Source organism: Bradyrhizobium sp. IC4059, assembly GCF_020193615.1.
Lineage (GTDB): Bacteria > Pseudomonadota > Alphaproteobacteria > Rhizobiales > Xanthobacteraceae > Bradyrhizobium > Bradyrhizobium yuanmingense.
In genome coordinates this window covers 72,618-91,385 of the sequence record NZ_JADYVH010000012.1, presented here as the reverse complement: position 1 = coordinate 91,385, position 18,768 = coordinate 72,618, and the positions used below count along the sequence as shown (strand labels likewise).

At 64.1% G+C, this 18,768-nt stretch carries 23 protein-coding genes; 8 read left to right on the top strand and 15 right to left on the bottom strand.

The window, feature by feature from the left end:
* Complete coding sequence (locus tag I6F12_RS30310; protein WP_225157889.1) at positions 1–1,425, bottom strand: ATP-binding protein; 1,425 nt, start codon at positions 1,423–1,425, stop codon at positions 1–3.
* 12 nt (positions 1,426–1,437) lie between these two features.
* Positions 1,438–2,115, bottom strand: coding sequence for a response regulator transcription factor (locus I6F12_RS30305; protein ID WP_192893334.1), 678 nt, complete (start codon positions 2,113–2,115; stop codon positions 1,438–1,440).
* A 489-nt stretch (positions 2,116–2,604) separates the two neighbouring features.
* Between I6F12_RS30305 and I6F12_RS30300 the strand changes: the two genes are divergently transcribed.
* A complete protein-coding gene (locus I6F12_RS30300; protein WP_109145157.1) occupies positions 2,605–2,850 on the top strand; it encodes a hypothetical protein in 246 nt (81 codons plus the stop codon).
* 259 nt (positions 2,851–3,109) lie between these two features.
* Entirely contained in the window at positions 3,110–3,502 is a 393-nt protein-coding gene (locus tag I6F12_RS30295) for a hypothetical protein (RefSeq protein WP_036026706.1), read from the top strand.
* 1,730 nt (positions 3,503–5,232) lie between these two features.
* Here the strand turns inward: I6F12_RS30295 and I6F12_RS30290 are convergent.
* Together I6F12_RS30290 and I6F12_RS30285 are read right to left on the bottom strand one after the other, a co-directional pair.
* Positions 5,233–5,655, bottom strand: coding sequence for a hypothetical protein (locus I6F12_RS30290; RefSeq protein WP_225157888.1), 423 nt, complete (start codon positions 5,653–5,655; stop codon positions 5,233–5,235).
* 156 nt (positions 5,656–5,811) lie between these two features.
* Positions 5,812–6,288, bottom strand: a complete 477-nt coding sequence (locus I6F12_RS30285; protein WP_225157887.1) for a DUF3833 family protein — start codon at positions 6,286–6,288, stop codon at positions 5,812–5,814.
* Between the two features lie 244 nt (positions 6,289–6,532).
* On the opposite strand from I6F12_RS30285, the gene I6F12_RS30280 reads away from it, so the two are divergent.
* Positions 6,533–6,802 (top strand): hypothetical protein, encoded by a 270-nt coding sequence (locus I6F12_RS30280; RefSeq protein WP_225157886.1) that lies wholly within the window; start codon positions 6,533–6,535, stop codon positions 6,800–6,802.
* A 76-nt stretch (positions 6,803–6,878) separates the two neighbouring features.
* On the opposite strand, the gene I6F12_RS30275 is transcribed toward I6F12_RS30280, so the two are convergent.
* Both I6F12_RS30275 and I6F12_RS30270 read right to left on the bottom strand, forming a co-directional pair.
* Positions 6,879–7,820 (bottom strand): Ku protein, encoded by a 942-nt coding sequence (locus tag I6F12_RS30275; protein WP_036026710.1) that lies wholly within the window; start codon positions 7,818–7,820, stop codon positions 6,879–6,881.
* 120 nt (positions 7,821–7,940) lie between these two features.
* On the bottom strand, positions 7,941–8,873 hold the full coding sequence (locus I6F12_RS30270) for a LysR family transcriptional regulator (RefSeq protein WP_225140426.1): 933 nt from the start codon (positions 8,871–8,873) through the stop codon (positions 7,941–7,943).
* Positions 8,874–9,014: 141 nt separating this feature from the next.
* Between I6F12_RS30270 and I6F12_RS30265 the strand changes: the two genes are divergently transcribed.
* Positions 9,015–9,941: an MBL fold metallo-hydrolase gene (locus I6F12_RS30265; RefSeq protein WP_225128801.1), complete on the top strand. Its 927-nt coding sequence runs from the start codon at positions 9,015–9,017 to the stop codon at positions 9,939–9,941.
* 80 nt (positions 9,942–10,021) lie between these two features.
* Here the strand turns inward: I6F12_RS30265 and I6F12_RS30260 are convergent, their stop codons facing one another.
* The 5 genes from I6F12_RS30260 to I6F12_RS30245 form a co-directional block, all read right to left on the bottom strand.
* Entirely contained in the window at positions 10,022–10,786 is a 765-nt protein-coding gene (locus tag I6F12_RS30260) for an alpha/beta fold hydrolase (RefSeq protein ID WP_036026712.1), read from the bottom strand.
* Between the two features lie 63 nt (positions 10,787–10,849).
* On the bottom strand, positions 10,850–10,972 hold the full coding sequence (locus I6F12_RS37385; protein ID WP_260345905.1) for a hypothetical protein: 123 nt from the start codon (positions 10,970–10,972) through the stop codon (positions 10,850–10,852).
* Positions 10,973–11,171: 199 nt separating this feature from the next.
* The gene (locus tag I6F12_RS30255; protein WP_225114035.1) at positions 11,172–11,621 is read right to left on the bottom strand and encodes a lipocalin-like domain-containing protein; all 450 of its coding nucleotides are present in this window, start codon (positions 11,619–11,621) and stop codon (positions 11,172–11,174) included.
* Positions 11,622–11,737: 116 nt separating this feature from the next.
* Positions 11,738–12,694 (bottom strand): oxidoreductase, encoded by a 957-nt coding sequence (locus tag I6F12_RS30250; RefSeq protein WP_036011654.1) that lies wholly within the window; start codon positions 12,692–12,694, stop codon positions 11,738–11,740.
* A gap of 61 nt (positions 12,695–12,755) precedes the next feature.
* On the bottom strand, positions 12,756–13,028 hold the full coding sequence (locus I6F12_RS30245; RefSeq protein WP_225157885.1) for a hypothetical protein: 273 nt from the start codon (positions 13,026–13,028) through the stop codon (positions 12,756–12,758).
* A 731-nt stretch (positions 13,029–13,759) separates the two neighbouring features.
* Here I6F12_RS30245 and I6F12_RS30240 point away from each other — a divergent pair.
* Entirely contained in the window at positions 13,760–14,308 is a 549-nt protein-coding gene (locus I6F12_RS30240) for a TetR/AcrR family transcriptional regulator (RefSeq protein ID WP_225114033.1), read from the top strand.
* Between the two features lie 56 nt (positions 14,309–14,364).
* Here the strand turns inward: I6F12_RS30240 and I6F12_RS30235 are convergent, their stop codons facing one another.
* Positions 14,365–15,162, bottom strand: a complete 798-nt coding sequence (locus I6F12_RS30235) for an adenylate/guanylate cyclase domain-containing protein (protein WP_225157884.1) — start codon at positions 15,160–15,162, stop codon at positions 14,365–14,367.
* A 176-nt stretch (positions 15,163–15,338) separates the two neighbouring features.
* Here I6F12_RS30235 and I6F12_RS30230 point away from each other — a divergent pair, with 176 nt between their 5' ends.
* The 3 genes from I6F12_RS30230 to I6F12_RS30220 all read left to right on the top strand — a co-directional run bounded on the left by I6F12_RS30230 (position 15,339) and on the right by I6F12_RS30220 (position 16,274).
* Positions 15,339–15,707, top strand: coding sequence for a rhodanese-like domain-containing protein (locus I6F12_RS30230; RefSeq protein WP_109145166.1), 369 nt, complete (start codon positions 15,339–15,341; stop codon positions 15,705–15,707).
* A 94-nt stretch (positions 15,708–15,801) separates the two neighbouring features.
* On the top strand, positions 15,802–16,008 hold the full coding sequence (locus I6F12_RS30225) for a hypothetical protein (RefSeq protein ID WP_050991724.1): 207 nt from the start codon (positions 15,802–15,804) through the stop codon (positions 16,006–16,008).
* Positions 16,009–16,094: 86 nt separating this feature from the next.
* Entirely contained in the window at positions 16,095–16,274 is a 180-nt protein-coding gene (locus I6F12_RS30220) for a hypothetical protein (protein ID WP_225157883.1), read from the top strand.
* Between the two features lie 174 nt (positions 16,275–16,448).
* Here I6F12_RS30220 and I6F12_RS30215 read toward each other — a convergent pair whose 3' ends face one another.
* The 3 genes from I6F12_RS30215 to I6F12_RS30205 form a co-directional block, all read right to left on the bottom strand.
* Positions 16,449–16,772 carry a hypothetical protein gene (locus I6F12_RS30215; RefSeq protein ID WP_158284442.1) on the bottom strand — a complete coding sequence of 108 codons (324 nt, stop codon included), beginning with the start codon at positions 16,770–16,772 and terminating at the stop codon, positions 16,449–16,451.
* Between the two features lie 56 nt (positions 16,773–16,828).
* Positions 16,829–18,034 carry an adenylate/guanylate cyclase domain-containing protein gene (locus I6F12_RS30210; protein ID WP_036011675.1) on the bottom strand — a complete coding sequence of 402 codons (1,206 nt, stop codon included), beginning with the start codon at positions 18,032–18,034 and terminating at the stop codon, positions 16,829–16,831.
* A gap of 101 nt (positions 18,035–18,135) precedes the next feature.
* Positions 18,136–18,720 carry a HutD family protein gene (locus tag I6F12_RS30205; RefSeq protein ID WP_036026727.1) on the bottom strand — a complete coding sequence of 195 codons (585 nt, stop codon included), beginning with the start codon at positions 18,718–18,720 and terminating at the stop codon, positions 18,136–18,138.
* Between the last annotated feature and the right edge of the window lie 48 nt (positions 18,721–18,768).

Below are 18,768 nucleotides of genomic sequence, written 5' to 3'. Positions count from 1 at the left end.
TCATCCCATCTGGCCGGCCTCTGCGTGCAGCAATGCGCGTGACCGGCGCGCGATGGGCCTGCCCGCACTCCCGGTCCAGGCGAGGATCTCGATGCGCCCACCGGGAGCCGGGCCAATGATCAGCCGGAAGCCGTGCAGCTTGACGATCGCCGCCACCAGGCTCAGTCCAAGCCCGACGCCCGGCGTATTGCGCATCTTGTCGGAGCGGTAGAACCGCCGCAGCACTGCTTTGCGCTCCTGCTCGCTGATGCCGGGCCCGGTATCGCTAACGCGCACCAGCGCGGTCTCGTCCTCCGCCTGCAGGGCGAGGTCCACCCGCCCGCCGGACGGCGTGAACTTGATGGCGTTGTCGACGAGGTTGGCGACTGCCTCGAACAGCAGGTCGCGGTCACCCCACACCTGCACATTGCACTCGGTGACGACGCCGAGCCCGACATGCTTGTCCTCGGCGATCGGGTCGTAGACGTCGCACACCTCCCGCAGAATCTCGTCGAGCGCGACGTCGCCAAACCCGGCCATACGGCGGTTGTTCTCGATCTCTGTCAGGCGCAGCAAGGCCGTGACGATCGCGAGCGACTGATCGATGCCGGCGATGGCCTTGTCCGCAACGTCCTGCAGCTGTTCCAGCGTCGCCGCATGGGTCCGGCCGCGCTCCAGCGCCAGACGGACGCGGGTCAGCGGCGTCCTGAGATCATGAGCGATGTCGTTGCCGACGCCGGCGAGCGCATTGATCATCGTCTCCATCTCGTCGAGCATGCCGTTGACGATCCTGGCCAGCCGCGCAAACGGGTCGTCCGTCCCGCCCTCCGGAAGCCGCTCGCGCAGCTCGCCGGCCACGATGCGCTGGACCCGCTGGTTGACCTCCTCTACGCGTCGCTGGGCGCGCAAGCTCAGCCAGGCACCCGCAAGCAGGCAGAGGCTGAAGGCCGGCAGCAGACCCAGGGCCAGGGCCTGGCCCACCACGCTCGATATCTCGCGCGTCTCGTCGACGTTCCGTCCCATCACCAAGACATCGCCGTCCTCGAGACGGCTGCCGACCACCCTGACGACGGGACCATGCGCCGTCGGCTTCTCCAGCAGATCGAGTTGCACGCCCTGCGCCGCCCCATCGAGCCCGAGTTCGCGCGGCAGGCGGTCGATATTCCCGGCCAGCCTTTTGCCGGCAGCATCGAACAGTCCCGCGTACTGAACGCCCCTGGAATCCTGCGCGAGGTGATCCGCGATGGCGCTGACGCGGCGGGCCGGGGACAATTCCGCGACGAAGTGGATCTGCGTGGTGATCATGCGATCGGACCGCGCGACCAGATAGGCATCGAGCTTCCAGTAGATGAAGGCGAACAAGGCGACCACGAACAGCGCAAAGGACGCCGCCACGGCCAGAGCCCAGAGAAATGTGCTGGAGCGGATCAACTGTGTCTGCTGCATCGCCCGTCTCTCCTACCGCGAGCGAAGGACGAAGCCGGAGCCTCGGACATTGTGGATGAGCTGTGTCTCCCCGGGACCGTCCACCTTGTGACGAAGCCGGCCCATATGCACGTCGATCAAGTTGGTGGTCGCCGGAACGAACTTGTAGTTCCAGACCTCCTCGAGCAGCATCGCGCGCGTCAAGAGCTGATCGCTCCGGCGCATCATGTACTCGAGCAAGCGGAATTCGCGCGGCAACAGGTCGAGCCTGCGCTCGCCGCGTCGCGCGGTGCGCTCGATCAGATCGAGCTCGAGGGGCCCGACATGCAGGATGGTTTCGCGGCTGTCGCTCGGCCGGCGCAGCAGCGCCTCGATTCGCGCAACCAGTTCGATGAGCGCGAACGGCTTTGTGAGATAGTCGTCCCCGCCCATGCGCAACCCGCGCACCCGGTCATTCACGGCGCCAAGCGCACTCAACACCAGCACAGGCGTCCTCACCTGCTCCTTGCGCAGCACCTCGATGACGGTCAGCCCGTCAACTCCCGGGAGCATGCGATCGACGATCATGGCATCGGGGCTCGACGCACGCGCGCGCTCGAGACCGTCGACGCCGTTGCCGGCCCACTGCACCTCGAAGCCGCGATCGCCGAGTTCGGCGAGGATCGCCTCGGCGGTTTCAGTGTCGTCCTCAATCAGGAGAATCCGGGTCATGAGCCTCGTACCATAATTCCCACGGCGTCTCGACGCGCGGTTGGGCAGCACGGGTACGGCGTCGGGCCGTGTCATGCTCAGTGCCCGCGTACGTCGGACGCGCGTCGCTGATGCCGCCTGTTGCCGGTCGCCCGCTGCGCTATGAGGTAGCTCTGCCGCGCGCACCGCGCCACTAAATTGCGGTTCATGTTGTCGGCTGTGCGTGCCGCCAACGGCACGAGGACCCGCACCACGCGTGTTACAAATGCAATGATCATCTTCCGCGCTCCGCTGCCAACCGACTGGATCGAACATATGCCGTCAACGCACGTGCCGTCGTCTCAGGGACCACGGATGTTATGCATTCGCACGATCGTGGTTGCGACACCGCAGCGGCTCTCGGGCGGTTGAAATGCAGTGAGCAAAACGTGCGTTGGAAACGTGGCCGATCGTTCACACATCGTCGCTGAGCCGGCTTGATCGGCCTGATGTCGTCAGAGGAGAGAGCGAATGACCACGTCCAAACTATTGTCGATAGGATTGATCGCGGCCGCAATGCTGGGTGGCCCAGTCATGGCGCGCGAGCACCAGCGCGCCGCGCAGCAGCCCGACGTGGCCGCCGATACAGTCGCGGCGACCACGCCGTTCCATTATCCGGGCGAGCGCGCCTGCGTTCCGGCGCCGCGCGTCGGCGCCTTTGCAACCGCGCCGTGGACCGGCAACAACGTACCGTGCGAGCCGGGCACAGGCAGCTAGTACTGATTGGGTGACGCGGCCTGCCCTATAGCTTCGCCGCGTTTTGCAATAACGAGGAGCGGACTGCGCTGGTCGGCCCGCTCCTACGCGTGCGTCGCGCCGATCCGCGAGACGCTCTTCGCGAGCGGCTTGCCTGATATTCTGACATCGAATTCAGTTGGATCGCCTCGTACCGGACCTACCTCTCCCTCATCACTGACCCGGCCATCGGCAACCTCGCGCGGAACATGGCCGGACAGCGCAACAAGAGGAGTCATCCATGAAACGTGCAATCATGATTCTGGCGACAGCAGCACTCGCCTCGACGCTCGCCGTTGGCGCGGCCAATGCCCATGGCGGCGGTGGTGGCGGTGGCCACGGCGGTGGTTTTGGCGGTGGCGGCTTTGGCGGCGGACATGCAGGCTTCGGCGGTGGACATGCGGCCTTCGGCGGCGGCGCGCATTTCGGCGGCATGGGCCATGAGGGAGATTTTGCCGGCGGCGCCCGGTTCGGCGGCGAGCACCTTGGCTTCGGTGGTCATGACGTAGGCCTGCGCCAGCACGCGTTTCACCACTTCCGCCGAGGCGGCTATGGATTCTACGGCGCCTATCCAGATTGCTACGACTGGTACGAGTTGCATCCCGACCTGCCGTTACCGCTGAGCTGCAGCTAACCGCCGCACTCTGCAACCATTGGTCTGGAGCAGCGGGGGCGCATTGCCGTTCGCGTCGAGGATAGAGTCGATGAAGTGCGTCGTTCTATGCGCGTGGCCACGTCAGGCACGCCCTGCGGTAAGCTCGTGAGCATCGCCTCCTTCTTCCGAGGTGCGCTGCCCGCGCTGTGCTTCCGTGCGCTTCTGCAAGGCGGCCTAATCGCTGCGATGCGGTCTGCGCGACCGCAGAATAGCTAAGGCGGAGCCCCGCTCAACTCTCGCGATCGAGGAGGCTGTTGCGCTCCCCTGGGCCCGTCCCGACTATAAAGCCTCGACCGGCGCGGCGCTCGACGATCGCACATCGGTCTCTCGATAGCGTTCCACCGCTTCAGACGACTTGTACTAAATTGGCCCCGACGGTTTTCCTCGAGCAGGTTGTTCATTGCGGGCCGCGCTCGCAGCACCCAGCTCCACAAGACCACGACATCTGGACAACAAATCGCGGCATCCAACCCAAGATCTAGCGTCATCACCCATTCGACTAGCAGATCTTTGGAATTGACCTAAAACGACTCGCGATCTTTTGGCGACGGACGCGAAACCAATGAATCGACTCGCATTTGATTGGTCCCGACAGCACTCAGGAATCGCTGAAAACGGTCGCGTACCGAAGGTGCGCGGATTGATTTCTGATCATTCGACTTGGCGCGCTACGGTTTCTCCGCCGGAATCCGACCATCCGGATCCATTTTCAGATACTCACCGCGATGGGTGGTGAAAGCCGTGGTGCTGGGCAACGCCAGGCATTGTCTGGTAGGCCCTGTTGGGCCTAAACAAGGGAGCCGCGCCGCCAGGGCGTTCCAGGCCCATTCTGCCTGCTGGCGTCAATTCGCAGTCGTTCAACACATCCCGATCGGGATATTGCGCCTGAAACGAATTTGGATCTTGAATCGCCCACAACGGGCACTGGGCGCTTGCAGAGCTTATCGCGCCAATCGACATCATCGCTGCAATAACAAAGGTCCTGAATCCAGTCATGGTCGTGCTCCGAACGGCTGTTGTTTTCGTGCGGAGCATTCGCGCTGACTCGAACCGGCTGCTCTGTTGAAATGCGCTTCCTTTGAATTTCTTGGTTGAGCATTAGGTGGGTATGCGCTCGGGAAAAACACGTGGGTGAACAATCACGCCTGCGCGAATGGCAAATCGGTGTGCTCATCATCGCGTGACGCACCCCGGCGACGAAAGACTCCAAACCGTGACGCAACTGCCAGCATGAAGCCGAGTGCGGGGTTTACAGATTCGCACGAATTCGACCGCCAACCCGCGCGTGATGCCGAGGACGTTACCAGTCTTGCAGGCGTCACCGATTGCGAGGGCGTGGACCGAGGCTCATCTAACTCATCATCGTAGGTCTATCGGAGAAACTCCCATGCGATCGGGTCTCGTTTTGAGCCTTTTGATTATCCTGTGGGCCCCCGTCAGCGCCGCGGTGGCAAGCCAGGTCCATCGGCATCATGCAAAAGCGCATCCTCGTGTTCTGACGACTGGGAGTACTGCGGCCTGGGCTTATTCACCGGCACGGCCGGACCGCCGTCAACCGGCCCCGCACTATGATGATCAACCAGAGCCAGGTCATAATCCTTACGAGAGATGGGGTGGTTAGCACCCCGTCGCCGCCGCGTCGCCGCCGACTTGGCGCCCCTTCGAGCGCGGCGATGGACCGCTAGTTCGTTGCCGACCTCAATCCCGGTTCAGGAGGCGTTCGCCCGCGCCCGTTCGCGGGCTTCGCGGCGGCGCTCTCGGCGCTCGCGCCTCCGCTTGGCCCGGTCGGCTGGCTGCGGCAGCGGGGGAAGCGGCGCAATCTCCAATACCGGCTCGGACGTCTCATTGACCACGGATGCCAGGCTGGGCTCGCTTGGTGCCGGGCGGGCTTCCATGAACGCCAAGATGTCTCGCCCCTTCGACGTCAGTCTCCAGCCACCGCTGATGCGCTCGACCAGCCCCTGTGAAAAGATGTCGAGGTCCGGCACCCGGCTGGCAAGACGCCTCGTCCGGTCGGCCCAATCGCGGCCGCTGGTCGCCAGGATCGCCATGTCGCGCTTGAGGTCTTCCATGACGGCAAAGCCATCCGGATAGCTCACCAGGATCTTCAAGACCGTAACCTGGAAATTCACGCCCCGGCCCCCGCTCTGGCTCAATCAGCGCCAGAAGATTCACTCCCGCGAAAACGCCCACCGTACTTTGCTTCGGTGCCTTCGCGATTCAAAAATGTTAAGTTCGAGAAAGAAGTGCGCACCGGAGAGCGGGGCTGCAGCCCGCGTCGGGCGAACCTAAAGCTTCCGATACGTCACATGCGCCGTCGCGAACGGAATGCCCGCGCGCCCGGCGGATCCGCGCACGATGCAGGCGCGGTCATCGATCGCATAGAACCAATCGTCGAAGTTCAGCTTGAACGACTTTCCATCGCCTTGGGGCGTGTCGCGCGTGTACTTCCAATGGAATGCACAACCGGCCTGCTCGCCCGTGGCTTCACCCTCCAGTCGATTTTCGTGGCCGATGTATTGACCTTCGCTCAGCTTGTGGATCGTCCAGCGCAACGTGTCGCTATGGCCGTCATCAAAGATGTAGGTTTCAGTCAGAACGACAGTGTCGGTGTCCGCGTCCAATTCGCCATGCGCCGTGATCGTCGCCCGCTTCAACAGCCCGCCGACGAGACTCTCGACCACCGCCCATCCTTCCAAGCGACCAACGAAGAACTGCTCAGGGAGAAACACCGGCGTGGTGCCAGCGAACGCATCAATGACCATGGCTTTTCCTCCGAAACCGATGACGACATAAGCCGCCTCTCAGCACCAGGGTTCCTCAGGAGGAAACCTGCCTGGCTCTGCTGGGTGCTTGCAACGCATACAGACGCTGCGTCACAACGCGCGCTCCCCTTCATCCGGAACACGTGGACAAGCCCAGCCCTGCCGTTTGGGAATCTCTGACCCGTGTTAACAGCCCGGAACGATCTGGCGGCGGCACGGATTCGTCCCGCAGGAGCAATCTCGCATGCTGATGACCAGGGAAAGACGGCCGGCGATCCGGACCTTACGGGGATGGGCCACCCACGTGCTGCACGAGGCCGGCGCGATCTGCGAATGCGAGGAGCACGGCTGGGCCAGGGATCGCGCCGACCCGCACGCGCGCCATCTCGCGGTCGCGCTTGCGCGCCAGGATCCGCCGGACGGCGTCTCTGCCGATCAGGCCGTCGCGGAGATCAACGATGTCCTCGATTCGATCGGCGATACATGTCCGGAGTGCCCTGACGAGGGCCTTTGAGGCCTGCGACTAGGACCTTCGCGTACCAAGCGGCATAGGGCGTGTTTTCGATTTAAGTCCGGCGTCACGGGATGCTTCATGCCGATTTCCGCCGCGCCCCTGCGGCCGGCTTTTTCGCGGACGTCTCCCTGGCGGCCGCCTTCTTGCCGGCGATCGGCATCAGCATCTCCTTCTGGCCGGCCGCCGCCTTCCTCGGCTTCTTCGCCGGCTTGTCCGCCTTCGCGGGCGCGGCCTGCTTCCCGACTTCCTTGCCGACGCTCCGCCGCAGCGCCTCCATGAGGTCGACGACGTTCTCGCCCTTCGGCCGCTCCTTCGGCCGGATCACCTTGCCGGCGCGCTTTTCGTTGATCAGGTCGATCAGCGCGGTCTCGTAATGGTCCTCGAACTTTTCGGGCGCGAAGCGTCCGGCCTTCTGGTTGACGATGTGCCGGGCGAGATCGAGCATGTCCTTGGTGACCTTCACGTCCTGGATGTCGTCGAAATATTCGGCCTCGCTGCGCACCTCGTAGGGGTAGCGCAAGAGGGTGCCGACGAGGCCCTTGTCCATCGGCTCCAGCGCGATGATGTGCTCGCGGTTGGTCAGCACCACGCGCCCGATCGCGACCTTGTTCATCTCGCGAACGGTCTCGCGGATCACCGCGAAGGCGTCGTGGCCGACCTTGCCGTCGGGCCGGATGTAATAGGGGCGGATCAGATAGCGCGCGTCGATGTCCGATTTGTCGACGAACTCGTCGATCTCGATGGTGCGCGTGGACTCCAGCGCGATCTCCTCGAGCTCTTCCTTGGAGACCTCGATGTATTGGCCCTTCTCGAGCTCATAGCCCTTGACGATGTCCTCGTTCGTCACCTCGTCGCCGGTCTCCGCGTCCACCTTCACGTATTTGATGCGGTGGCCGGTCTGCCGGTTGAGCTGGTTGAACGAGATCTTCTCGCTCTCGGAGGTAGCGGGATAGAGCGCCACGGGACAGGTGACGAGGGACAGTCTCAGGAAGCCTTTCCAATTGGCGCGCGGGGCCATTTACGCAGAACTCCGGTTCGAGGCGGCTTGGATTCAAGACGAACGGCCGGCCCGGGTTCCGACATCGGGAGCAACATTCATGACGAGCACGCTTTGCGGCGTCTTGCTCCATGTTTTGGTTTAGGCGGCGCCCGACTTGACAGAATCGACCACCAGCCGGCGCAACCAGACCGCGCCGGGATCGTCGTGACTTCGTTCGTGCCAGAGCAGGCGATAGCCGTAGGGCGTCACCTGCGCCGGCGGTTTCAGCATCACGAGACCGAGCCGCGGCGCAAGCTGCCGGGCCGCCCGCGAGGGCATGGTCACCAGGTAATCCGACGCAGCCGTGATCACCGCGGCCGTTGCGAAATATGGAACACGCAGCGCGACGTGCCGCTTGTAGCCGCGCTCGGCCAATGCGGTATCGATCGGCCCGCCCTGCCCGCCAAAAATGCTGACCACGATGTGCGGCCAGGCCGTGAACAGCTTGATCGGCAGCACGTCCTTTGCCCCGCGCATCTGCTTGAGCAAAGGATGCCCTTGCCGGACCAGCGTCACGAAATTTTCGCGGAACAGCTCGCGCGCCCGAAACGAGCCGGATACCGGATTATCGGCATACAGCACGAAATCGACCTGACCGTCAGCGAGCATGCGGAACACATCACGCGAGAAGCTGACGACCTCGATCGCCGCCCCGGGTGCCTCGCGCGCAAAGTGGGCGGCGACATTGGGCAGGATGGCGAGCGCCCCATAATCGGTCGTCGCGATGCGAAAGACGCGGTCGGTGGCGGAAGGATCGAATTTCGGCTTGTGGAGAAATGTCTCGACGCCGCCGAGCAAGGTCGCCAGCGGCTCGCGCATCGCCTCGGCGCGCAGCGTCGGCGTCATGCCGCTTGCCGCCTTCACCATCAGCCGGTCACCGAACAGGCGCCGCAGCTTTGCCAGCGCACGGCTGATCGCGGGTTGGCTGCTGCCGAGACGCTCAGCGGCGCGCGTGACGCTGCCGGTCTCGAGCAGCGCATGCAACACCACCAGCAGGTTGAGGTCGACTTTCGCCAAATCCATCGAACGCATAATGTAAATTCTATCATGACATTTGTGGATGATGCCAGATCATCGTACACAGACCCCACCGCGATAGGCCGCAGAAGCCGTATGCCATCACATCTGAACATCAGCCGCCGCATAATGCTCGCAGGCGGCGCGGCCGGAGCGATGACGCCGCTGCTGGGCATGCCGGCCGCGATCGCGCAAACGCCTGCTGGCAGGGCCAATTCCGGCCACTACAGTTTTCGGATCGGCGATATCAAGACAACCGTCGTCAGCGACGGCACGCTGAGCGGCAATCCGCGCATCTATGCCCACACCGCCCAGGCGGAGGAACTCGGCAGGACGCTGAGCGATGCGTTCCTGCCGACCGACACCTTCAGGCTCAACCTGAACACGCTTCTGCTGGAAACCGGTGGCAGGAGAATCCTGATCGAGGCAGGTGCAGCGCAAACGCTCGGCCCCGATGGCGGACATCTATTCCGCAATCTTGCGGCGATCGGCGTGGAGCCCGAGCACATCGACGCCATCGTGATCACGCATACCCATCCCGATCACGTCGGCAATCTCAGCCGCGCCGACGGATCGAGCGCTTTTCCGAAGGCGACGGTCCATCTTCCCGAGGACGATTTTGCGTTCTTCATCCGTAACGAGCCTGACCTGTCGCGGCTGCCCATGCCGGAAGATTTCCGGCGCGCCTTCATCGCCAATATCAAGCGAAGCGTGGCGCCCGTCGCCAAGTCTGCCGTGCTGTACCGGCCGGGCAGCGAGTTGTTGCCGGGCATAACGACGATCGCCGCCGGCGGCCACACGCCGGGCATGTCGGCGATCCTGGTGCATTCCGGCGCGCAAGCATTGCTGATCACGTCCGATGCCGCCTATAGCCCCCTACTCAACATCGACAATGCCTGGCGGCCCGGGCCGGATCTCGATCCCGATACCGCGTTGCAGTCGCGCAGGCGCTTGTTCGACCGCGCTGCGACGGACCGCATCCCGGTGCTTGGATTCCATTTCCCGTTTCCGGGCATCGGCAACATCAGGAAGACGGACGACGGCTATCGCTGGGTGCCGGCGAACTGGCGGTTCGAAGGCTGAGCCAGCCCGAAGATGCGAAAGCGGCTATCGTAGGATCTCAAGCCCATCATTCTACGACCGCCGTATGCAGAAGCGCTGTTCTATCCAGGCGCCGCCCCGGCGATTTCCGAGATGAATCGTCCGCAGCGCTCTACGATCAGATCCTTGTCGTTATCGAGCGTGGCGACATGATAGGAATTGTCGAGCCAAAGCAGGCGCACGTCGTTGGAACTGACCTCCTGCGCGATTCGCTTGCCATTGGCCGCCGGCACGACGTGGTCCTCTCTGGAATGAATGGCGAGCGTGGGACAGCTGACCTTGCGCAGCAGGCTTTCGGTCGCAGCAATCAGGACGTGGACCTGCCGGAGGCAAGCGACTGGCACCTCCTGATAGGCCAGCTCCTTGACGCCGGCGGCCTTGATGTCCGATCCGATGCCGGGAACGCGCTTCGGCGCCGCGCCGTCCGATACGAGCTCGGCCATCGCGCCATCGAAGATTCCGGCGGCACCGTTGATCGGCACGGCGCCTGCGACGATGTTCGGAAAACGTGCGGCTAGGTTGAGCGTCAGCGTGCCTCCCATGGACAGGCCGGTGACGAAGACCTTGGTGCCCTGGCCAGCCAGCTCGTGAAGCGCCTGCTCCGCCGACGCGAGCCAATCGAGATAGCCGGTCGTTTCCATGTCGTCCGGTGAGGTGCCGTGGCCCCGCAGGCGAGGCCCGCTGACGGTGAAGCCGAAGCGCCGGTGAAGCTCTTCGCCGAGATACCGCATGCTTTGCGTCGTTCCCGTGAAGCCGTGGAGCACGAGGACCGCAGGCCCCTTGCCCTGCATGAAGAATGGTTCGGCTCCAGCCATCACATCGGTCATGTCATCTCTCCTGTTGTCATCGCGGCTGCGGCCGCATCCGTTCTCGTTTCGATATCGAGGCAATCATGACTGGCGCCTTGCCGAATATGCGGCCGCTGCAAGGCCGATGATCGCACCCTGCAGCATCAGCTTGGCGGATTCGCCAAGCCCCAGACTCGTCAGCAGGTTGAAGCTGAATGTCAACATCAAGGCGGCGACGGTCGGGCCGAGCCCCTCTCCCAGGACTATTGCATATGGTGCTTTGCGCGAGCTGAGCGCGCGCCTCGTCCTTCAACGCCCGCTAACGGCGGGCGTCTCGAAGAATGGCCACAGGCGAGATCGCTCCCATATGCGATCGCCCTGCCCCTTTCCGGAGCCGAAGGTAACGCCGTCGGCGTGAACGGCGCTAGCGGACCCGCTCGAACGTGATGCGGATCTTCGTGCCGTCAGGTCGTTCAAAATTCTCGGTCATGACGTCGCCGTCGACCACCAGACGCAATTCCTTCCGCGTCCGAACGCTGCCGATCCAGTTCGGAAAGGTGCAGCCCTCGACCTTGTTGCCGCTGAACTCGCCGTTCTCATCCACCGTGTAGGTGCCGAAAAAGCCGATGCTGCCGGCCATGGCCGCGCGGTTTTCCGCGTCCGTGCCCTCGCCCCGCACGCTGGAGGCAAAGCGCGGGACGTCCGAGTCGGTCAGCACCTCGATGAAGTGCATGTCCGGCGTGAAGGTCAGCAGCCCGTTCGGCCGCGCGCCATAGGCCGGCAGGTTCTTTCCTTCCGGATCGATCTGAGCGGAGACCATTCTCCAGGTGCCGAGCACCTTGTTCGGCGGCGTAGCGTGGACTGGAGCACTCATCAGGCAAACTCCCAAAGCGATCAGCACCAGATTTCGACGGGTCATGTTGGAGTCCTCTGCTTCGTCTTTCCACGCGGCCGCCGGGCCTCGGAATGGCGGACCTGCGCGAGGCCGCTTCAAGTGCACAGATCCGTCCTCGCCTGGGTGCGGGACGACTCCGTCGCTAAGCGAGCGCCGGTCAGTCTTGCCGAGACATCCCACAGATGAGACGCCACCGCATCGTCATCGGCCTGCGGCGGCACGCGGGCCACGGACGGCGAACCGCGGATTTCGCCGAACTTGTCCGGACCGTAATAGCCGCCGGGGACGATGTCCGGCGACGTCGCCGCGAACAGCGTCGGCAGCGCACCTTGCGCCGCCGGCTGAAACAGGAACCAGAGGGCGGTCCGCGCCAGGCCGGGAAGGCTCATCCGGCCGGCGCCATTCGGAATGAGGTCGGTCCGCGATACGCCGGGATGGGCCGCAACGCTGGTGATGCCCCAGCCGAACCTCCGGCTGCGTCGCTGCAGCTCGAACGCAAACATCAGGTTCGCAAGCTTGGACTGGCTGTAGATCGGCATCGGCTGGTAGCGACGCTCAGCCTGCAGATTGTCGAACTCGATCGCTCCGCTGCGCGCTGCCAGGCTGGACACGGTGACGACGCGCGGCTCGACGCCCTTGTGCAGCAGCGGCAGAAGCTCGGCCGTCAGCGCGAAATGGCCGAGGTGGTTCGTGCCGAACTGCATTTCGAACCCGTCGGCCGTTACTTGCCGGACAGGGGGCATCATGACCGCGGCATTGTTGACGAGCAGGTCGAGACTGTCCCGTTGGCCACGCAAACGGGAGCCGAAGGCCCGCACCGAATGAATATCCGCAAGGTCGAGCCGTTCGAACCGGACGTTCGCGTTGGGCTGACGGGATCGGATCCGCGCGACGGCGTCTGCTCCCTTCGAGGCATTGCGACCGGCAATGATCACTTCGCCGTCCGCACGCGCCAACGCCAGCGCATCTTGGTAACCCAGGCCACCCGTGCCCGTGACAACGGCGCAACGCCCCCGCTGGGACGGAATATCGCTCGCACTCCAACCAGGCATCGGGCCATCTCCCACGGCACAACATCACATCGGGCCAGTTAAATTACACCTAGTGTAATTTTCAAGCGTTGTGCCGCCCGAGCCTGTTGACCTTCTCGTGAACGACACCTGCGCCGCGGCCCTCCCGCGCTGCGCGATTCAGTGGCCGCAGCGAAGCTCTGAGGATCCCGCGCAGCCGGACAAGCAAGAGGGCGGCTAGCGCCCGCAGCTTGGCCAGCGTCCCGGCGCGGATGACGGTCAGCACGGGGAGCAGCGCGAGCAGAAGGCTGAGGCCAATCCAGCGCAGAAGGCGGCCGGCCAGAAAGGCCTGGATCGTCGGGGTCCAGTCGTCCACCACGAGATTGACGGGTCGCGGCGAACGCCGCCTTCGCACCGAGACAGAGGAAGCTGTTCGAAACGACGTTCGCCAGATCGAAGCAGGGATGGAACGAGATGGCGCACAGCAGGATGAGAACGCCGAAATTGCCGAGATACGGCGAACGTATGGCCTTCACCGCGCGCGCGAGGGTCCGAGCGACAAATCGACGCTGGTCACGTTCCCTTGGCGAGCCTTGCACGGCGCCGTCGAGGCGCTGCTCGCCGGCATGACGGGCTCGCGCGTCATGTATCGTCCGGGGGACGGATTGCAGGCTCCTGCGAGGTCTGCTGATTGCACGGCGAGGCCGGTGCGGCGCGCCCTGGCGATGGCTGGAGGCGACGTAACCGGCAGGATTGCGGCGTAGAAGCTCGATGTTGCCGGAGCTGCGCGTGCGCTGGTCCTTCCCGGCCGCCGCTTGCAGCAAGCCGGCCTCGGCATCGTGGAAATCGCAACGCGAAGCATCGGCATCCCGGTCGTTCGCCGGGCCGTCCCTGTCTGCAGTCATCTTGATCCAGTTCGCTGGTCTTGGACGCCTCGAATCGGCCCGAGCCTTGCTGGCCGGCCTCACATGCAGTAATTTCGCACTTGATGCGGAATTTTATCGCACTGAGTGTAATTTTGAATGAGGCCGTTGTGTGTCGAAACAGGACGGAGACGACCCATCACCGAAAAGCGAGGGACTGAGGGAGCAAAAGCGCCGCGAAACGTTGCGACGGATCACCGACACCGGTCTGAGGCTCTTCCTTCGGAACGGCTATGAGGCGACGACGCTCGACGCCATCGCGGAGGCAGCGGGAATTTCGCGTCGGACCTTCTTCTATTATTTCAAGTCGAAGGAAGACATCATCCTGGCCTGGCAGGGCGGTCTCGCCGAAGCCATAGGGCGCGCCGTTCTGGAGCAATCGACCAAGCAGCCGCCGCTCGAAGCGGTGAAGAATGCACTGGTCAGACTCACGGCGTCCTACGAGGACGTCCAGGCCCGGAAACAAATGATGGAGATCGACCGGTTCATCCGCACCAACGAGACGCTTCGCGCCCGCGAGGCCACCAAATACGCCCAACAGGAACAGGCGGTCTTCGACGCGCTCTGCACGATGTGGCCGCAGCCCAAGCGGCGAACGGCACTCCGCATAGTCGCGATGGTCTCAATCGGAGCTTTTCGCCTTGCGATCGACAGTTGGAGCCAGGATGAGGGAAGGCGTCCCTTCGCCGCCTATTTGCGGGACCGTTTCGCAAACATGAAGGCGGAAGCTTGAATCCAGGGGCTGTGACTGAGGCGCAGCCTCGCAAGGCTTATTGCGCCGCGATGCCCTCAGCCCTCCACCCGGTACAGCCGCCACCTTTCGGGCACCCCCTTGAGCCGGTGCTGGCCATGATCCCTCAGGTTGATTGCGGACTGCGCCGCCATCAGTTCCTTTACCGCGCTCGAAACCAGCACCTCGCCCGCGCGTGCTTTCGCTGCAACCCGGGTGCAGATGTGGAACGCGAGGCCGACCATTTCGCCGCCGCTGATGGTGTATTCGCCCGCGTGGAGACCCACCCTGATCTCGAGGCCGAGCGTGCGCACGGCTTTCTGAATCGCGGCCGCGCAGGCGATGCCGGCAGCGGGTTTCCTGAAGGTCGCCAGCACGCCGTCGCCCGTGGTCACGACCTCCTTGCCGCGGCACGTCTTCAGCTCCTTGCGGACCACCGCGTAATAATGGCCTATCACCTTGGTCCAGCGCGCATCGCCGAGCTTGGCTGCCTTCGCCGTGGAGCCGACGATGTCCACGATGAGGATGGTGGCGAGCGCCTGCTTGAGCTCGGCGGCGCGGGCAGCCGACCGGCGCCGGTTCGCGATGGGTCCGGTCAGCGGCTCATAGCGGTGATTGCGGCGCCGCGCGATCGCGGCTTTCGTGTACTCCTGCGCGCGCTGCGCGGTGCCGCAACGGATCGTCTTCTCCTGCGGCGACCGCGACCAGTAGACCTTGCGCCCGGCGCCGGCGCCCTGCACCTCCACCGCGCCCCATTTCAGGAAGACCGCCGCGCCGACGCGTCTGACGCACCACGCCTTCGAGGTGTATCCGGAGACGTTGGACTGATGGACACCGATGCGGAGAAATTTGGGCATGAAGGTGCGGCGAGAGACCGTTTGGGCGTAGCTTCGGCAAGGCTAGTCGGACAATCCGGCCTTGGCAACCGGACCTCCGGCCTCTGACTCCGGCGGGACAAGCTTATCCAGGAGCGATGTCCAGATCGATGTGCTATCCTCCTATGGGGCGGCAGAAGAAAATCCGGAGAGAATTTATGGCAACGAGTGTCAAGCAAATGCTGGAAGCTGCGAACGCGGCGGTCCCGAAGATCACCTCGGAGCAGGCGGCCGAGATGATCAACAAGGGCAACACGCTGGTCGTGGACGTTCGCGATGCGCCGGAAGTCGCCGCCAGCGGCAAGATCGCCGGCGCCGTGAACGTCTCGCGCGGGATGCTGGAGTTTCGCGCCGACCCGGAGTCGCCCTATCACGACAAGGCGTTCGACAAGGACAAGACCGTCATCCTCTATTGCGCATCCGGCGGCAGGTCGGCGCTGGCCGGCAAGCTCTTGAAGGATATGGGTTACGAGAACGTCTACAACGTCGGCGGCTTCAAGGACTGGACGGGCGCAGTCGAGAAGTAGCGAGAACAGCGGCGCGGTTCCGTTGACTGCGCTGCGAACTCCGATTGGCACTTTCTGCGGCAAGGCGCGTTGCGGTGTTGTCGAGGAGGCGCAGATGACCAAGACCAAGGCTGCCCACGCACAAGACGCCAAGATTCCCACGCAAGCAGCGCTCAATCCCGGTGACGAAGCTCCGCCCGGAACCAAGGGCACCGGCGACGACGTCTGTCCCGATTGTCACGGCAAGGGACGCATCGACGGCGCGCCTTGCGCCACCTGCGGCGGGAGCGGCACCATCACGCGGGCAGTCGGCGGCGCCTGACGCCGCCTCGTCCAGCGGCTTCATCTTCGTAGCAACGATCGGCCCTTCACGTGTGTTTTCCCCAACTGGAGACAGTGAGGCGCACCATGAACAAGACGACCGGACTGAGACCCGACGATTTTCCGATCGAAGCCGACAAGGACAAGCTGAAGACACACAAGGGCGAGCCGGTGGCCTCGGCCGAGACCGAGCAGATCGCGGACGAGATCGCCGACCGGCTGAACGAGCAGGCCCACCAGGAAGAGCAGGATCGCTGGTCGGCGTAGTTCAGCGGCCCTGCCATCGAATTTGGAACGACCACGCGTTCCTGCGCATTGGCCCTTCGCCGGCGTCTCACCATTCCGGCAAATGGCGGCCCCGGCTCAAGCCCGCCCCCGGATGCCGGGCCGGGGCCGCCTAGAGCGCGATGCGATTAGGATGAACCGTCATCGCGCTCCAGGTTATTGTTTGAGCATGATCTTTTCGGAAAACCGCTGCGCACTTTGCGCTGCGCGGCCCTCCGGGTCCGGATCATGCACCAGGCCGAGCACAGGAGCGGACATGAAAGCACTCGTCATAGCAGGGCTCATCGCGGCGCTCGCCTCGTCCCCTTCCGCCTTCGCGCAAAGCGGCGCGGGGCCGTCGAGGACGGGCTCCGGCATCAATTCGACCGGCACCGGCGGCACGACCGGCGCGGGCGCCTCCAGCCTCAATACGTCATCGGACGCCAACAACGGCGGCGCCAATGCACCGGCGAAGTCGTCAACGATGAGGCCGGGCGACAACGATCCGGCCAGGCAGACCCAGGGGGGCCAACAGGCCCTGCCGAACGCCCCCGGAACTAACCGGAAATAGCACGAGCCGGATAGGCATAGAGCTCGATCGGGGCGTTGAAGCCGCGCACCTCGTGCCGGCCGACATGCTCCAATGCGAACTCCTTCTCGACAAGCTCGGCGAAATCGCGTGACAGCAGCACATTCCTGCCGAGCGTCTTGGTCAGCGCCTCAAGGCGGGAGGCCATGTTGACGGCCGGGCCGATCACCGTGAAATCCAGCCGCTGGGCAGATCCGATATTGCCGTACATGACATCACCGACGTGGACGCCGATGCCGTAGTTCAGCGGCGCGCGGCCGGTCGCGCTGTTCCGATCGTTGAGCGCGGCCATGGCTCCCCTCGCCTCGGCCACCGCATGCAGAAGATTGGCGCAGGCGTTCGGCTGATGCAGCGGGAAGATGGCGAGCAGCCCGTCGCCGATGAACTTCAGGATCTCGCCGCCGTGCCGCGCGATCGGCTCCGACATCGCGTCGAAATAGTCGTTGAGAAGGTCGATGACATCGTCGCGCGGCCAGTTGTCGGAGATCTTGGTGAAGTCCCTGAGGTCGCAGATCATGATCGCGGCGCGCACCGTCGTGCCGGTGCCGCGCCTGGTGGCGCCGGCCAGGATCAGCTCGCCGGCATGGGAGCCGACATAAGTTTCCAGCAGCGTGCGCGCCAGGCGATTCTTGATGCGGATCTCGCTGACCAGCGCCAGCACCGGCAACAGCTTCTTCAGGCCGGCGATGTGGACATCCTCGAAACCGCCGGGACGATCAGTGGCGAAGGTCACGACGTGGCGCTTGCCGAGCGTGTGCAGCAGCGGCCAGGCCACATAGTCGGTCATGCCCAGCGACCGCATGTCGTCATAGAGGGCATGCTTGCGACCGAGCGAGGAATCCTGCTCGAGCTTTTCGCGGACCTCGTCGGCACCGTCATGGATCTCGTTGGCGGAGCTGCCGATATATTCGGACCGCTCGCGAACGTCATAGTCGGCCAGCGTGATCTCCGCCTCGCGCTTGCCGTCGGACCACATCATGCGGGCACCCAGCCATTGCGGATGATGGATCATCACGTGAAGCGTCGATCGCTTGAGCGGAATGCCCGCCTGCTGCAGGCGGATGCACATCAGCGCGAAGATGTCGTCGATGAAGCGCTCGTCGCGCGTGCCGTTGGTCAGCCAGTCGATGACGCCGTCGGCCAGTGTGGGGGCGTATGTGTGTGGCGCATTCATATCCTGCCCCTCGAGCTGCGGTTTAGCCAGCAGATATCGTGCGCCGGCCCGGCGGCGTCAACCTAGCTAGTTGCATGGATTGTGCGCATCGGTCTGAGGTTCTAGACCAGAAGCCGGATCGACCCCAGCACCGCCAGACCCGCGACGAGCGCAAGCTGCGACGGCCCGGCCAGCTCGACCTTCAACGTGCCGGTGCGGGGAATCGCAAATTCCTCGTTGTCGAGGCGGATGCGGCATTCGCCGCGCGGGGCGTAGACCAGATGCGTGCCGGCGGCGAGGTGCCGGTCGCCGGGCTGCTTCAACGCGAGGAGATCGATCTCGGCCGCGCCGCGCCGCGCCATGAGGTTCACGACCTCGACGGGACCGGCCTCGAGCTCGGTCACGATCTCGAGCTCGCCGGTGAACCGCACCGTCGTAAAAGGTTCACGTTCGTCGAATTCCTGCGTCGGCGACTTCAGCACCAGCCCGCGGCCCTCGACGACCATTTGCAAGCGGTCGATGCCGGGCATGTGGGAGAACGGACCGGACGCAAGAATCGGCGTCGACGCAAAGCGCCAGAGCAGGCTGTCCCAGTCCTTCCGCGGCGCATCGGCCCGATGCGCATCCGCGATGTCGGTGAAGACGCCGGCGCCGTTCTTCCACGGCGAGCGGGTGTAGATTTCAGGATTGAGCAGCGTTGCCTTCATGTCTTGAGCTCGTCCGGGAAAGTCGGAGTATGTACCAGAGTTTGTAGC

Coding starts and splice junctions, on each gene's coding strand:
- I6F12_RS30310 (WP_225157889.1), bottom strand. CDS start 1,425: ATGCAGCAGACACAGTTGATCCGCTCCAGCACATTTCTCTGGGCTCTG.
- I6F12_RS30305 (WP_192893334.1), bottom strand. CDS start 2,115: ATGACCCGGATTCTCCTGATTGAGGACGACACTGAAACCGCCGAGGCG.
- I6F12_RS30300 (WP_109145157.1), top strand. CDS start 2,605: ATGACCACGTCCAAACTATTGTCGATAGGATTGATCGCGGCCGCAATG.
- I6F12_RS30295 (WP_036026706.1), top strand. CDS start 3,110: ATGAAACGTGCAATCATGATTCTGGCGACAGCAGCACTCGCCTCGACG.
- I6F12_RS30285 (WP_225157887.1), bottom strand. CDS start 6,288: ATGGTCATTGATGCGTTCGCTGGCACCACGCCGGTGTTTCTCCCTGAG.
- I6F12_RS30280 (WP_225157886.1), top strand. CDS start 6,533: ATGCTGATGACCAGGGAAAGACGGCCGGCGATCCGGACCTTACGGGGA.
- I6F12_RS30275 (WP_036026710.1), bottom strand. CDS start 7,820: ATGGCCCCGCGCGCCAATTGGAAAGGCTTCCTGAGACTGTCCCTCGTC.
- I6F12_RS30270 (WP_225140426.1), bottom strand. CDS start 8,873: ATGCGTTCGATGGATTTGGCGAAAGTCGACCTCAACCTGCTGGTGGTG.
- I6F12_RS30265 (WP_225128801.1), top strand. CDS start 9,015: ATGACGCCGCTGCTGGGCATGCCGGCCGCGATCGCGCAAACGCCTGCT.
- I6F12_RS30260 (WP_036026712.1), bottom strand. CDS start 10,786: ATGACCGATGTGATGGCTGGAGCCGAACCATTCTTCATGCAGGGCAAG.
- I6F12_RS37385 (WP_260345905.1), bottom strand. CDS start 10,972: ATGTTGACATTCAGCTTCAACCTGCTGACGAGTCTGGGGCTTGGCGAA.
- I6F12_RS30255 (WP_225114035.1), bottom strand. CDS start 11,621: ATGAGTGCTCCAGTCCACGCTACGCCGCCGAACAAGGTGCTCGGCACC.
- I6F12_RS30250 (WP_036011654.1), bottom strand. CDS start 12,694: ATGCCTGGTTGGAGTGCGAGCGATATTCCGTCCCAGCGGGGGCGTTGC.
- I6F12_RS30235 (WP_225157884.1), bottom strand. CDS start 15,162: ATGCCCAAATTTCTCCGCATCGGTGTCCATCAGTCCAACGTCTCCGGA.
- I6F12_RS30230 (WP_109145166.1), top strand. CDS start 15,339: ATGGCAACGAGTGTCAAGCAAATGCTGGAAGCTGCGAACGCGGCGGTC.
- I6F12_RS30225 (WP_050991724.1), top strand. CDS start 15,802: ATGACCAAGACCAAGGCTGCCCACGCACAAGACGCCAAGATTCCCACG.
- I6F12_RS30220 (WP_225157883.1), top strand. CDS start 16,095: ATGAACAAGACGACCGGACTGAGACCCGACGATTTTCCGATCGAAGCC.
- I6F12_RS30210 (WP_036011675.1), bottom strand. CDS start 18,034: ATGAATGCGCCACACACATACGCCCCCACACTGGCCGACGGCGTCATC.
- I6F12_RS30205 (WP_036026727.1), bottom strand. CDS start 18,720: ATGAAGGCAACGCTGCTCAATCCTGAAATCTACACCCGCTCGCCGTGG.